The organism is bacterium (assembly GCA_021108215.1).
GTDB lineage: Bacteria > Oederibacteriota > JAAXVQ01 > JAAXVQ01 > JAUVAV01 > JAIORK01.
The window spans coordinates 76,996-90,853 of the sequence record JAIORK010000050.1; the positions used below are offsets into that span (position 1 = coordinate 76,996).

Annotated in this window: 13 protein-coding genes; 1 reads left to right on the forward strand and 12 read right to left on the reverse strand. The window is 43.8% G+C overall.

Annotation, left to right across the window (positions count from 1 at the left end; genetic code table 11):
- The 5 genes from K8S19_12315 to K8S19_12335 all read right to left on the reverse strand — a co-directional run bounded on the left by K8S19_12315 (position 1) and on the right by K8S19_12335 (position 4,989).
- Positions 1–1,047, reverse strand: coding sequence for a VWA domain-containing protein (locus K8S19_12315; GenBank protein ID MCD4814459.1), 1,047 nt, complete (start codon positions 1,045–1,047; stop codon positions 1–3).
- Positions 1,044–2,042, reverse strand: coding sequence for a VWA domain-containing protein (locus K8S19_12320; protein MCD4814460.1), 999 nt, complete (start codon positions 2,040–2,042; stop codon positions 1,044–1,046). Before K8S19_12320 ends, K8S19_12315 begins: the two co-directional genes overlap by 4 nt.
- Complete coding sequence (locus K8S19_12325) at positions 2,039–2,926, reverse strand: DUF58 domain-containing protein (protein ID MCD4814461.1); 888 nt, start codon at positions 2,924–2,926, stop codon at positions 2,039–2,041. Before K8S19_12325 ends, K8S19_12320 begins: the two co-directional genes overlap by 4 nt.
- A gap of 45 nt (positions 2,927–2,971) precedes the next feature.
- The gene (locus tag K8S19_12330) at positions 2,972–3,955 is read right to left on the reverse strand and encodes an AAA family ATPase (protein MCD4814462.1); all 984 of its coding nucleotides are present in this window, start codon (positions 3,953–3,955) and stop codon (positions 2,972–2,974) included.
- A gap of 71 nt (positions 3,956–4,026) precedes the next feature.
- The gene (locus tag K8S19_12335; GenBank protein MCD4814463.1) at positions 4,027–4,989 is read right to left on the reverse strand and encodes a hypothetical protein; all 963 of its coding nucleotides are present in this window, start codon (positions 4,987–4,989) and stop codon (positions 4,027–4,029) included.
- Between the two features lie 364 nt (positions 4,990–5,353).
- Between K8S19_12335 and K8S19_12340 the strand changes: the two genes are divergently transcribed.
- Positions 5,354–6,583 carry a hypothetical protein gene (locus K8S19_12340; protein MCD4814464.1) on the forward strand — a complete coding sequence of 410 codons (1,230 nt, stop codon included), beginning with the start codon at positions 5,354–5,356 and terminating at the stop codon, positions 6,581–6,583.
- A gap of 184 nt (positions 6,584–6,767) precedes the next feature.
- Here K8S19_12340 and K8S19_12345 read toward each other — a convergent pair whose 3' ends face one another.
- The 7 genes from K8S19_12345 to K8S19_12375 form a co-directional block, all read right to left on the reverse strand.
- Positions 6,768–7,010: a hypothetical protein gene (locus tag K8S19_12345; GenBank protein ID MCD4814465.1), complete on the reverse strand. Its 243-nt coding sequence runs from the start codon at positions 7,008–7,010 to the stop codon at positions 6,768–6,770.
- 22 nt (positions 7,011–7,032) lie between these two features.
- The gene (locus K8S19_12350; protein ID MCD4814466.1) at positions 7,033–8,229 is read right to left on the reverse strand and encodes an FIST C-terminal domain-containing protein; all 1,197 of its coding nucleotides are present in this window, start codon (positions 8,227–8,229) and stop codon (positions 7,033–7,035) included.
- Positions 8,230–8,461: 232 nt separating this feature from the next.
- Complete coding sequence (locus K8S19_12355) at positions 8,462–9,124, reverse strand: tetratricopeptide repeat protein (GenBank protein MCD4814467.1); 663 nt, start codon at positions 9,122–9,124, stop codon at positions 8,462–8,464.
- Entirely contained in the window at positions 9,117–10,127 is a 1,011-nt protein-coding gene (locus K8S19_12360; protein ID MCD4814468.1) for a VWA domain-containing protein, read from the reverse strand. The genes K8S19_12355 and K8S19_12360 overlap by 8 nt, the downstream gene beginning before the upstream one ends.
- A gap of 23 nt (positions 10,128–10,150) precedes the next feature.
- Positions 10,151–11,374, reverse strand: a complete 1,224-nt coding sequence (locus tag K8S19_12365) for a VWA domain-containing protein (protein MCD4814469.1) — start codon at positions 11,372–11,374, stop codon at positions 10,151–10,153.
- A 6-nt stretch (positions 11,375–11,380) separates the two neighbouring features.
- Positions 11,381–12,430, reverse strand: a complete 1,050-nt coding sequence (locus K8S19_12370) for a BatD family protein (protein ID MCD4814470.1) — start codon at positions 12,428–12,430, stop codon at positions 11,381–11,383.
- Between the two features lie 103 nt (positions 12,431–12,533).
- Positions 12,534–13,850: an extracellular solute-binding protein gene (locus K8S19_12375; GenBank protein ID MCD4814471.1), complete on the reverse strand. Its 1,317-nt coding sequence runs from the start codon at positions 13,848–13,850 to the stop codon at positions 12,534–12,536.
- Between the last annotated feature and the right edge of the window lie 8 nt (positions 13,851–13,858).

The following is a 13,858-nucleotide window of genomic DNA, read 5'->3' on the forward strand; positions in this document are numbered from 1 at the left end:
CTAATTCGCCTTCTTCCCGGTCGGGAACCAAGTCGTTCTTCTACCAAAAAATATCTCCAGCATAATCAGAAGCAATGCCAGCAGTGCCGGCCACAAATACCACTCCTGATAAACAGCCTTCTTCTTTTTCTCGGTATGTTCAGTCTTGGTCAGACGTCCGATTTCAGCGTAAGCTTTCAGTAAGCTCTCATTGGTTGCCGCTGCATAAAATTTTCCGCCGGTTTCCTCGGCAATTTGTTCCAAGAGTGCTTCGTCCAGCTTTGTAATGACCGGTTGCCCCATGTACATTTTATACTTAAGTACGCCGCTTTCATCCTCACCATCAGGAATTTTGGCGCCTTCAGAAGTTCCAACACCAATGGTATAAATCCGGGTTCCCGCCTTCTTCGCCGCTTTCATCGCATCCACCGGCAACATCCCTTTGGTGTTCTCGCCATCCGTCAATAAAATCATCACAGCTTTACTCTGACTTTCCTTGCCAATACGATCGAGGGCGAATTTAATGGCATCACCGATCGCGGTTCCCTGCACAGGTAAAAAATTGGTGCTGACAATGTCTACCATCATTTTCGCAGTACGGTAATCCTGGGTGAGCGGCGACTGCAGCGAAACCGATCCGGCAAAAACCACCAGCCCGATCCGATCATCGGTGATTTGTTCAATAAATGATTTAACGGCCAACTTGGTGGCTTCCATACGATCAGGTGTAAGATCAGTCGCCCGCATGGATGAAGAAAGGTCCACCAAAAGCATGATATCCACGCCTTTTTTGGTGAGTTCTTGTTCAATAAAAATAGGATTACCGCCGGGTCGGGCGATCGAAAGCGCTACTAAAAAAACTGCACTGAGCAGCAACCCAACTCGAATAAATCCATTTCGACCTACAACTTGCAATGTTGGATTCAACATTTTAAAAATAGCTGCATCGCTAAAACGAATCATGGCATGCTTTTGACGTTTGCTCTCCCACCAACGCAGTAAAAAGAAAACCGGCACAACACCCAGCAAGTACAACATTTTTGGCTCAATAAAAATTATTTCACTCATGAAAACGACCTCAACCAGGTAGCAGACAAAAGCGCCTCCAACACCAGACTCCCCAAAGCGATCATCAAAAACAGCATAAACAACTCTTTATAATGCGGGTCCTTGCGTTTCTTTTCATCTTTGATTAACTTGTCAATTTTGGCATAAATTTCATTAAGTGATTTTTCGTCAACAGCGCGAAAATATTCACCATTGGTTTTTTCCGCCACCTGTCCTAAAACATCATCATTGGGTTCATCCCAGCGCATGGGTTTTCCATCCACAACGAACTGGCTCTTGACGCCAAATTGATCCGTCGTATAAACCGGCGCGCCGCCTTCGGCACCAATACCTACTGTAAATATGCGGATCTTTTTAGCTTCTGCAATCTCCGCTGCTTTCAAAGGTTCCTCGCCGCGATTATTGGTTCCATCAGTCGCCAGAATAACCACGTTGGTCTGGCCGTCAAATTCGGACAACCGGTTGACTGCCGAGAGAATTCCATCGCCAATCGCAGTACCGTCCGCATCGACTGTATTAAGGTCAATTTCGTTGATCGATGTTTTCAAAATCTCATAATCCATGGTGAGGGGAGACTGGGTAAAACTCTTCGCCCCAAAAACCACCACACCAACTTTATCATTTTTAATCTTGTCCACAAAATCCGATAAAACTTTTTTCTCAGCGGTAATCCGGTCCGGTTTTAAATCCTCGGCTACCATGGAGCCGGAAAGGTCAACGACCAGCATAATGTTAATGCCCTTGAGTTTGACCTCGCTTTCCCCTTTCAGAGCCTGGGGACGCAGCACAGCGACAACCAATGCGGTGATGGCTAAAATTCTTAAGAATAGCGGGAGATATCTTAAATAAACAGACAGCGAAGGACGGTAATCCGCTAAAGCAAATGCTTTGCTAAAAAAGATACCCTTGCTTTTCATACGGTCACGGATTGCCATGAAAACAATTAACAGCACCGGTAGAACAACCCAGATTAGATGAATATTATTCCACTTCACCACTTTCTCCCCTGTCGTCTTTGAAAAAAGTTTACAATCGAATCTACATAGGACTGGCCGGTATCAAGGTCCGTAAAATCAACCATGCACCGTTTCATCACCGCTTCCAATGATTCCTTATGGGTCTGAGCCAATTCTTTGAAACGTCGACGGGCTTTTTTACTCCCGGTATCAAAAACAACCCGCTTCCCGGTTTCAGGATCTTCCAGCTCAACAATACCCATATTAGGGATTTCACGTTCCCGTCTATCGGTCAAAAAAAGCGCATTGACGTCATGCCGGAAATTGGCGCGCCGCAGATTTTCCTCAAAATCAATCTCTGTAAAAAAATCCGAAACTAAAAAAACCGTGCTTTTCTTTTTAACCAGATGGGTTAAAAACTCCAGCGCACAATTGACATCGGTTTTGTTCGACTGCGGTTCAAACGCAATCATATCCCGAATCACGCGCATAACATGCGAACTTCCCTTGTTGGCAGGAATGAAGTGTTCAACCCGGTCACTGAAAAGCACCAAACCGACGCGATCACTATTTTTGCTGGCGGAAAATGCCATGGAGGCGCAAAATTCCACTGCCATCTGCCGCTTAATTCGATTGATCGTTCCAAAATCCGTCGAATTGGAAACATCAATCAATAAAAGCACCGTCATTTCCCGTTCTTCTTCAAACTGCTTAACGTGGGGAACATTTAGCCGCGCAGTAATATTCCAGTCAATATTACGCACATCATCGCCTTCGACATACTCGCGAACATCTGCGAATTCCATTCCCTGCCCCTTGAAGCTGGAGCGATAAGCGCCCGCCAAGGTGCTATTCACCAAAATTCGATTAACGATCTCTATTTTCCGGACTTGCTTTAAAACATCTTTAATATCTAATTTCATGTATCCCCTCCGTGTCCGATACTTTCGCTAACCTGCCGGGCACCTTTAAGGAACTTTCACTGTTTTTAAAATTTCATCAATAATATTTTCCGAACTGATTTCTTCCGCTTCCGCTTCGTAGCTGACCGAAATTCTATGCCGAAGAACATCATGCGCAACTGCTTTGACATCATCGGGTGTTACATAGCCGCGCCTTTCCATAAATGCGTTTCCCTTGCAGCCGACGGTCAAATAAATCGAGGCACGCGGCCCCCCGCCGTACTGAATTAAATTTTTAATTTTCAATCCGTACCGTTCGGGATAGCGGGAGGCAAAAACAATATCCACAATATAACGTTTAATTTTATCATCAATAAAAATACCGTTAATCGAATCTCTGGTAGCAACAATGTCTTCCGGTGTGCAAACCGGACTGGCTTTGGGATGGATACTTTTGGTAAAACGGTTGATAATCTCAAATTCATCGTCCGGTGTGGGATACCCGATAACAACTTTGAACATAAAACGATCCACCTGCGCATCAGGCAAGGCATAGGTTCCTTCCGACTCAATCGGATTTTGGGTGGCTAAAACCAGAAACGGTTTATCCAGTTTGAAAGTCTTACCGCCAATGGTCACCTGTTTCTCCTGCATGGCTTCTAAAAGCGCCGCTTGAACCTTGGCAGCAGCACGGTTAATTTCGTCAGCAAGAACAATATTGGCAAATATCGGTCCCTTTTTAATGGAAAATTCAGCCGTTTTTGCATTATAAATATTGGTTCCAATAATATCCGAGGGTAATAAATCAGGTGTAAACTGGATGCGGGAAAAGTTGGCTTGAATACATGTTGCGAGTGTCATCACCGCCAATGTCTTTGCCAGTCCGGGAACCCCTTCCAGTAAAATATGTCCCTGCGTCAGCAGTCCCATCAACAATCCACGAATCATAATCGGCTGCCCAACAATAACTTTTTGCGTTTCAGAGATAATTTTCTCCATCGCAATGCTCATCTCTTTTCCCTTGCTGTCGAGTTCATGAACTTCCGGCATGGTACAATCCCCTTTCACTCCCGTGATTTATTATTTCCTATGGGTCGTCACGCTCCGGTCACGCCGGAGAATCAATCCTCGTCGTCCGCTTGTTTCTTTTTCTCTGCCTTGCGCTGCTTAATTTTTATTTTCCGGCCGGCCTCAATAAAATCATTTACCGTACCGTGCAATTCAATCATTTTTTCTTCATCCGGAACATACCCGGCAAATTTCGCCTTATCAGCAACTTCAAAAAATTCTTGCAGTGCCAGCATGTTTTTTTGCGGGATATGAAATTCCGTCAATTTTTCCAACAGCATCGTTGTGTTGAGAACATGAACATCTAAACTAAACTTATTTTGCAGATAATCCAGCAAAGACCGGCTGAGTGCGGCATAATATTCTTCCAGGTTATCCGCCTCAGCATGTGTAATTGCGGTTTGCAGCGCTTGTAGCCCCGTATCTTCATGATTTATCCGGGGGCTGGTTGGTTTACGCATCACCACCAAAGCAATCACACCCACCAGTACGCCGACGGCCAGCGGAACAATCACTGTCAGGGGGAGTCCGCCGGCATTGGCAACCATCGTATTTGAACCAGCTTCAACATTTTCCCTTTTGAATCTTTCGTATTCCTCCGTTGGTTCCACCTCTAAAAAAACCACATCTGTTTTGCCGTTTTTCAGGAGATTGGATGTCGGATCCTGGTAAGTAATAATCGCTGAAGCAATGGAAAGGCGGCCGGTCTCAATCGGTTCCAAAAGCCAGACGCGTTTCATTTCTTTATACCTTTCCCGCCCTTCGCCTTTTTCACGTGTGCGCTGATTTTCATTGAGGACTCTGAACTGGGCAAAAGATGGCGGGGTCAAGGCCGGCGCCATGGTTTCCGTCCCGAAATTAATAATAATTAAAAACTGGACTTTTTCTCCAAATTTCACTTTGTCTTTTTCAATCAATGCCCGGTAATTAACTTCATCCAGGGCAAAGACCGCTGTCGCGACAGAAACGGCCAACGCTAAAAAAACAACAATCTCCACTACTTTCCGAAAAATCATTCTTCCTCCAAAGATCATTCAATTTATAGCACACGATTCCACAATAAACTTTGCCGGATGGTAAACAGGAACCGGATTCAAACAACCGGTGAGTGTTACCTGCAAACCGATGCCGGACATTATCCATACCACGGCATTCTATTTTATATAAATTTCCGTATAAAATCGAATCTTTTCTTAAATTCCAAGGTTTTTTCTTTGCGAACCATCGCTATTAAGTCCAGTGATATTCGTGACGAAAATAAGTGCATAGAAAAAAGACTCACTTTGAAAACTATTGTTTATTTCAACGATTATGCTATTATTGAAGCAGCCTTAAACTTTTGTTGTCTTACCATACCATAATATTGCCTTAGGAGAAACCATGTCATCAGATAGCAATCACTTACTCGTCCCTGGTATAACTTCCCAAAGTATCGTCCGGATGGCAACGGCCGCGATAATCATCTGGGTACTTTTTATCCTTACCGGATTATTACTTGGACTGCTAAGTTTGGGTTTTGCGGGCTTAAGCTTACTTTTATCCCTTTTGGGTGGAAGTGGACTGGGATTTTTTTTCAGCCGGCCCGATACCAACCAAGCAAAAAACGGCAACCAAGATTTTTTAAAATTACGTCTTGAAAGATTGGGGGTCGGTGAAGATCCTGGTCCCCTGTTGGAGCAGACAGACGATGCATTATTACTTGCTTCTGAAAAAATTCGCGGAACCCTGATCAACCTCCAACAACAGCTTGAATTGTCTGCCGGCAGTGCTGAAAAACTCCAAGACTATCGTCATGAAGTAACCGAAGCTTTTGACATGGTTTCACAACTGGTAACCTCAATTGAACAAATCACAACTGCGGCCGCTCATCAAAGCGAAGGTATTATTGAAACATCCTCATTGGCGGATAGCATCCACGCATCGTTTGCCAGTATCGATGAATTCCTCTCTGCCGCAGTGAAAAAAAACAATGCCGCTCTGGAAACAACGACGGAAAACAGCAAGGCCGCTACAAAATCAGTGGATTTAATGCTTAAAATCAAATACACACTTAATTCCTACGTCGCACTGATTGAGGCCATGGGCGGTTCCAGTCATGAAATCGGTAAATTCGTAGAAATCATTAAAGGCATTGCTTCACAAACCAATTTATTGGCGCTCAATGCCGCCATTGAGGCTGCACGCGCCGGTGAACATGGCCGGGGATTTGCCGTGGTTGCCGATGAAGTAAGAAAACTGGCGGAACAGAGTTCCAATTCAGCCAAAGATGTTACGATCATTATCAAAACAGTTGTCCAACAGACGCAAAAGGCCATGGAAATTTCCACCGCCAATGAAGATACCATCGCGCATGTACAAAGCGTGGCCGATGCCTCTCAAAAGGCACTTGGTTCCCTCGATAGCACCATGCATGAATTTGCCGGTCAGTTTGACGAAATCAGAAAATTAATTAAAACCCAGCTGGGTAGCGTTGATACCATCAAGGTTAAAATGCAGGATATGAGTTCCATCTCTGAAGAATTTTCAGCCACCACGGAAGAACTCAGTGCCGCCAGTGATGAATTAAAAAAACGTCTGATTCACCTAACCCAATTTTTCAAAAAATTATAAAAATACCACGTACTGCATCCAGCATCCAGCATACGCCGGACAAGTTACGCCGGACGCAGTACACCGGGCAAGCTGCCCATCGTGTTCGCGCTAACACGATAATTTTTTAAATAAAAACCCACAGACTTACCCGGCATTCGCCGGGCAGGCAGCTTGTTGTTTTTTTATTTAAAATCACTATTCTCTATCCACTCATTAAATGTACCTCAGAAGCCATAAATCCGGCAATAATGCCGATCATACCGCCTTTTTGACGCAATATTTCCAAAATTTTCAAAGCTTCCATTTTATTAAATCCAGACTTTGTTCCCAAATCCAATGACCGAATCGTTTCTTCAATCAAATCAGTGGCTTTTTCAATACCCACTGTCTCAGAAAATTTATCAATAATCTCGCTTTTGGCCAGCGTGTCTCCCATCCTTCTCACCCCACTCCTTTTTTTTCTGCGACTAAACTTCGGGTAATAACATCACAACACTGGTAGTATTGTGAAAACCACTAAACTGGCCGCTGCGGCGACATATCTCACCGTAGGTTTCAAAACCGATTAATGGAATATCGCCAAGAATACCTACCATTTCCTTGATACCTTTTTCGAAATCGTCTCCTAAAATAATCCCACGGCAAACACAGTCAAAAATCAAGGCGCCGGCCAGTTTCTTACCCTGCATTTGTTCAAAAGCATTCTTGGCTGCTTGCTTGGCAGAATCAATTTGATCCTGCTTGGGACTTTTCATGATTTTAAATTTGGCGCCTTCGGGAATAGTACATGCAAAATTCAGCGATCCGTCATCATTTTTAGAAAGCGGTACACGGACTTTATATTCAGCGGCAGTCGCCAAACCCATCTCATACCGGATCAGAACACTCCCGATTTCCGAAGCTTTCTCCAAATTATCCACATCAATCCCCTCTATCTTGGCTTCTTCGCGAATCCGGTCTTTCCAGACATCCCAAGCTGGTTTGCCGTCAACTTCAAAAAGAACATTTTCAGTCGCTTTGGTAACGGTCAATTGGTCGGTCACCGGTGAGTGTCCATGCTTTGATCCGATCCCCGCCGGACTCTTGGAATCAATAACACACATAACCACGGAGTCGCTGGTAATATCATCGTTGCAGAAAACAAAAGTTTGTTTAAATCCCAGATCGTCCCCTGCTGCACCGCCGGCCAAACTTACATTGGAACCCAAAATTGACATGGCTGCCATAACCGCCTCTTCACCGCGACCTGCCAGCCCATCTATAAGCATAATTGCCGAACGATTCGGTAGATCACTGTTTTTTCCCGGCACTGCATCAATTACTTTTTTTACACAGCTTTCTGTATCATCATGCAATCCGGTTGCCATGCCGACATGGTAGGCGTACTCTTCACATTTCGAGAAAAGCACAAGTGTGACTGATTCTTTCACAACCGCTTTTTCTGTAAACTCACCGGCTGTTGTACATCCAATCAGCGGGACATCTTTTAATTCAGCGCGAATGGCTTGCACAAGCGTTTTATAATCATATTTAATTGAAGATAAAACCATAACAAACCCGGCATCCTGACCTTCCAAACCGGCCTTCGCCTCTTTTGCCAGCTTGCTGCCTAATATACCTGCATCTGTTTCACTTCCAATTGCCGTTGCCATTTTTAGTCCCATTGTCCCATTCCTTTCTCAATTGAATTTTCCCACGACGATTGCATTATAAAAAACCAGCCAAAATTTGTCAATTTTTACGTTAATAACAAAGTCGTCTGTTTAACAACTTTTTATAAATTCCAATAATTAAATAGTGATGATAATTCCCTACTTCTCCCAGCATCAAACACTATACCGTTAAGTATCGGAAAACATAAAAAAAAATGAATAAATTTTATCCTTTTTTATGCAATTACCAATCAATCTCATCCGTTATTAATTTGGGCTTTCTCAAGGATGCCCCGGGCCGAAAAGGATATCCGGCCTTGGTCATTTCCCTCATGGTTTTTAGTATTTCTTCCGGTGTTTGTGTGAAAATATCTTTTGTCTGCTTTGGTGTATGTCTTTGATAAACATTTGTATTTTGAAACCGATAAAGAACCTCTTCTCTGCGGCGGGCCCGGGCCAGTACTTGATCAGCTATTGTTTCAGGTTGCTTTCCTTTATTCGGTTTCAATGCTGCTGCTCCGGATTGCTGCTTTTTATTCGGTGGTCGCCGGGGAGTAGACTTCTTTAATTCTAAATTTGGTTTTTTTTTGTTCTTCAACGCCTTACGCCGCGCCAGCTCCAAGTTAAACCACGCATCTTCATCATCCGAAACAACATCCAAGGATGCTTCATAGTACTCTATGGCATCCAAATAATTCCCCTGCAAAAACGCTGCATTACCGGCATTATAATAAGCTCTGTGGGCAAGCTTTAATTCAGACGCAGATTGATTATAAAATTTTTCCGCCTGGGCATAGTCCCCAAGACTATAAAGCTGATTCCCGAAATTATAATAATTTTCCTGAGGAATCCCCACAATCACCAAAATTATTTTCCAAATTAAATAAAACACAACCCATTCATTCATAGCGCCGTCTCCCAGTCAAAGAAATTGTCGGCTCTACCAGCAGCAGCAAAAACGCCATGAATACCAGCCATGGAAAATATTCAAAATAGGCCCATATTTTCCCAGTTCCCGGAATTGTTTTTGAATCCTTTCGGATTGTAACGATTAATTTACGAAAATCAGACTTTCCTTCAGTCCAGCGACTATAGCTGCCGCCGCTTATTTTCGCGATTTTTCGCATTTCGAGTGCTTGAAGACGTGTTTTAACATAGCTACCGGCATATTTTCTATATTGCGTTTTTCCCCAAAAGTCTTTTCCCAAAGGTATCCGGGCACCTTTCAATGTGCCAAGACCAACACAGAATATTTTTATGCCCTGATTTTTCTCGGACTGTGCCAACGGCACCAAGTATTTTCCATGATTATCTTCCCCATCTGAAAAAAACACGACTGCTTTGGCTGTACCATCAATTTCTCCTAATTTTTTAAGGGCCAATACCAATCCTGCTGCCGGATTCGAGCCTGGTTGCGGCAGCGCATTAATACGTATTTGTTTAAGCGCAATAAGAAAAGACTTATGATCATATGTTGCCGGACACATCACATTGGCTTGCCCGGTAAAGGCAACCAAACCCACTTGTTTTCCGGGAAATTGCGAAACTATTTCCCGAATTGCCGTTTTGGCGGCCAGAAAACGATTTGGAGTAACATCCTGTGCGCGCATGCTGGCCGAACAATCTAAAACAAAATAAATTGCCGTTTTTTTTCTAAGGACTTCTTTTTGAATGGGTTTACCTTGTGGTCTGGCCAAAGCAACAATCATGAGAGCCATTGCCAGCGATACCAGCACCACTTTATACTGCTTTCGCCAAGGCGACCATTGCGGAACCCAATATTGCCAAAAAATCGCCTCAGAAAATTGTCTGAGTTTTTTTTTGTTGCGCTTATACTGCCAATGCTCGAGCGCAACAAAAACCGGAACCAATCCAAGCAAGAACAACAGTTCAGGATTCGCAAATCGCATTATTTATCCGTCCTCAACTTTCATCAAAACATCGCCGAATAAAAACGAGTTGTTCTCAAAACCGCCTCCGTGACCAACAACAAAAGAGCTGCACACAGCACCCAAAAATACATCTCGGAAAAAACACTGTTCCGTTTCAGCGACACAATATTTTTTTCCAGCCCGTCAATGGCGTTCATAACGCGCTCAAACGCTGCCTTGCTATGTGCATGAAAATATTTACCACTTCCCAAAACCGCCAATTTTTCCAAGATCAGTTCATCCGGTTTATCCCAATATTGCGCCCTGCCATAAACGTCATAAAGAGGAACACGTTTTCCGTCAAAATCCCGTTCATATCGCAAAACCAGTTTTTCCCCTCCCAACCCGATGGTATATAATTTCATTTTTTTCTCGGAAATAATTTTTGCAGCAAGCGCAGGTTGAACACCTCTATTATTCACGCCATCCGTTGCCAAAATAATAACCTGCCGGTGCGGTTCAGCAGGTGTACGTTCTTGGTCCCGCTTGACTTCCGGTCCCCGATAAAAATCCACGGGCTCACCCGGCATACGCCGGGCAGGCTGCCCGTGGTATTTTTGTCGGGAGATGATCGCCTCTGGCGATATTTTCACTCGCTTCATCGATGGACTTACCCGGCATACGCCGGGCAGGCTGTCCATCGTGTTCGCGCTAGCACGATAATCAAGCAGTCGATTCACCGCCATCAACAACGCTTCCCCCATGGCCGTCCCCTCCACTCCAATGGTGTTGGTATGCACCGCATTGAGCTGACTTAAAATGCTGCCGTGATCCATGGTCAACGGCGAAAGGGTGAGCGGTGTTCCGGAAAAAACAATCAGCCCGAAACGATCATCAGGACGTTTACTTATAAATTGTTCTAAAACTTTTTTGGCGACACTTAGACGGTTGGGTCGGATATCGTATGCGCGCATACTTTCTGAAAGATCCAGCACCAGCATAATATCCAGACTCTTAATCTCCCGATTAACAGACCTCGTTTCACTCTGCGGTCTGGCAAGAACAACAATCATCAACAAAACCACCAGAATGCGTAAAATAATCGGAATATGACGATAATATTGGTGGGGATCTTTGGTAAGTTGATGAACAATCGAAAATGCCGGGAATTTAATCCCGCGTTTTTTTCGGTTAAAATATCGAACCAGCAAAAATATGCCGGGAATAAGAAACAAAAGAAAAAATGCAATAGGATAGGCCCAGCGAAATTCCCCGGTCAGCATCATTGTTCATCATTCAACTTTCTCGGTTTCTTTTTCATTTTCGAATGTTTGCTCCTCGCCGGAAATTTCTTCATCAATGACCGGTTCAGGTTCGGCCCGTTTTTCAGGATGTTTAATAAGTTCCTTCACTTTGGGGGCCGCTGCTTCAACGTTGTCCGGCGTGGGTGCCACATTGGCAAATTTCACTTTATCACATTCCATGAAATAGCCACGATACTGCTCAAGAAAATCCGGTTTGAACTCGAGTTTTTCCATTTCAGAAATCATTTCCCGGGTGGTCGCCTCTTCCGCTTTAAAACCAAACGTCCCTGCCATATAACGGCGCAAAATCATGGATAAAGATGTGTAAAACTCATCGATTTTCCCCGCTGCTTTGAGCTTCAACGCATCTTCCAACTCATCATACGCACGTTGCTCAGGTGTGCGCGGATCAACCGGTTCCGGGTCCGCGAGTTTGGGTTCGGGCCGATGTTTAAGGTAATACATAATGATAAAATTAAGAATAATCAACGCAATGCCAATCGCAAACGGAAGCCACTGACTCAATGATATGTGTGCAGATTTTTTTACAGGCTTGAGAACATCAATTTCAGGTGTTGGCGTCGGCAACGCTGTTTCACCGGTCGCTTCATTGACAAGCATGGTAATTGAATTTGTTTTCCGAATAATCCTTTGATTGGTGCCCGAATCAATCAATTCAATTTGTGCAGGCGGAATGCTGAATTCCCCTTTGCGATTGGCGACCAGATTGACTTCCTTAAAATTCACAATATGGGTTTTTCCATTTAAAATGCTGACGGAAGAACGTCCAATTATTTCCCCGACTTGAAAATACCGCTTTAAATCAGGCGGGGTAATATCCGGCGAATATTGTTTTTCTCCAGCTGTCATGACTTCAATTGTATATTGAAGAGCATCACCCAAATTGGGTGATGGATTACTGATATGCGCTCTGAAATATTCTTCCGCCGCTGCTGTCCCGGGCAGGACAGCCACCAGCAACAATAGCATCGTTGCTGTTATCTTAAGTATATTGTTTGAAAAAACAATCCGGATCATAGAAATCCCATTTTCATCTATTTTGTAGACTGCCTTTTTAATGCAGTTGACTGCTGCATGCATCCACTCACTATTGAATTCCTATTTTTTCATGTTTTTTAAATTATTTCAATTTTTTCTTCATCTTTTGCACAGCTTGCAGCACACTTTCCGGATCGCTATCAGCAATCAAAATCAATTGCATCCCCTTGCTGAGAACTTCCAGAACTTCACGCCGTTCCTCAAGATACAAATTCGGTGCTAAATCCTTCATTTTAACAACAAAGGGTTGCAAAAGAGGATTGACTGAATCCTGCGCCTTGATGAGTGCCGGAAAACCGCTGGGAACTCTCGCCCAACGTTCCTGTTGCGGTTGGGCGGTCAACCATTGTAAAAATGCCAATGCCTCTTTAGAGCGGTTTGAATTTGTCGTAATCGCGGCAGCCCTTCCTAATCCACCGATTGTATACATAGGATACTGGGCTGTTTTGGGAACAGGAAAACTCATCACACCAAAATCCAATTTAGGGTTCATTTGCTTGAAAACATTCACTGCCCACGATCCGTTCATCATCATCCCGGCACGATCATGGGCGAAAATAACTTCAGCATCCTTATTGGATAAAGCTGCCACGCCTGGATAAAAAAATCCTTTATCGCGCAATTCGACAAAATAATCTAAAATCTGACGGCATTCCGGTGTTGTATAAGGTGCCTCGCCGACATACAAACTGCGAATTTTATCCTTCCCCAAAATCGGCCATGCATAAATCCTAAAAAATGTCTGGTTTACCCAAAGATCTCCAAAACCACAGACCATGGGAGCAATCCCTATTTTCCGAAGTTGATGCCCGGCCTGAATGAATTCATCCCAAGTTTTTGGTGGATTGTCGGGATCCAACCCCGCCTTCTCAAATAATGTCCGATTATAAAATATTTGAATATTCATTGCTGATAACGGCACACCCCAGTGTCGTCCGCCTTTTACGTTGTAAATATTATATTCAGGAAAATAAAGTGCATTGACTGTGCGGGGGAAAAAGGAGTATTCCCATTCGTGGTTACTGCCCTGCATTGCTTTTGAAATATCGAGTATTTTCCCCGCTTTAATATAACGCGCTAAAAGCTCCGGATCATCCGCCAACCCCAACAAATCCGGCAAACGATTGGCCTGCGCTGCTGCCTGAACTTTGTTCCAATAGTCGCGGCCGCGCGATGAAAAAAGTTGAAATTCAACTTCAACCCCGGTCTCCAGTTGATAGCGACTGGCCATTTCTTCAAGAAAATTTTGATAATCAGACCAATAGTGCCAAAATGTTATTTTTTTTGCCGGTTTTTCTTTTGCAAAGGTCGACTGTGGCAGCATACCACCAACAAAACCTGATAAAATAATTACTATCGTTCCAAACCAAGCAATTTTTTTTAAAATAGTTGTACCCATTTCCAATG

What these genes read in the sequence shown, in the direction of transcription:
- K8S19_12350 (MCD4814466.1), bottom strand. Translation starts at nt 8,229, where the DNA reads ATGGGACTAAAAATGGCAACGGCAATTGGAAGTGAAACAGATGCAGGT.
- K8S19_12340 (MCD4814464.1), top strand. Translation starts at nt 5,354, where the DNA reads ATGTCATCAGATAGCAATCACTTACTCGTCCCTGGTATAACTTCCCAA.
- K8S19_12325 (MCD4814461.1), bottom strand. Translation starts at nt 2,926, where the DNA reads ATGAAATTAGATATTAAAGATGTTTTAAAGCAAGTCCGGAAAATAGAG.
- K8S19_12335 (MCD4814463.1), bottom strand. Translation starts at nt 4,989, where the DNA reads ATGATTTTTCGGAAAGTAGTGGAGATTGTTGTTTTTTTAGCGTTGGCC.
- K8S19_12315 (MCD4814459.1), bottom strand. Translation starts at nt 1,047, where the DNA reads ATGAGTGAAATAATTTTTATTGAGCCAAAAATGTTGTACTTGCTGGGT.
- K8S19_12355 (MCD4814467.1), bottom strand. Translation starts at nt 9,124, where the DNA reads ATGAATGAATGGGTTGTGTTTTATTTAATTTGGAAAATAATTTTGGTG.
- K8S19_12330 (MCD4814462.1), bottom strand. Translation starts at nt 3,955, where the DNA reads ATGCCGGAAGTTCATGAACTCGACAGCAAGGGAAAAGAGATGAGCATT.
- K8S19_12365 (MCD4814469.1), bottom strand. Translation starts at nt 11,374, where the DNA reads ATGATGCTGACCGGGGAATTTCGCTGGGCCTATCCTATTGCATTTTTT.
- K8S19_12375 (MCD4814471.1), bottom strand. Translation starts at nt 13,850, where the DNA reads ATGGGTACAACTATTTTAAAAAAAATTGCTTGGTTTGGAACGATAGTA.
- K8S19_12360 (MCD4814468.1), bottom strand. Translation starts at nt 10,127, where the DNA reads ATGCGATTTGCGAATCCTGAACTGTTGTTCTTGCTTGGATTGGTTCCG.
- K8S19_12370 (MCD4814470.1), bottom strand. Translation starts at nt 12,430, where the DNA reads ATGATCCGGATTGTTTTTTCAAACAATATACTTAAGATAACAGCAACG.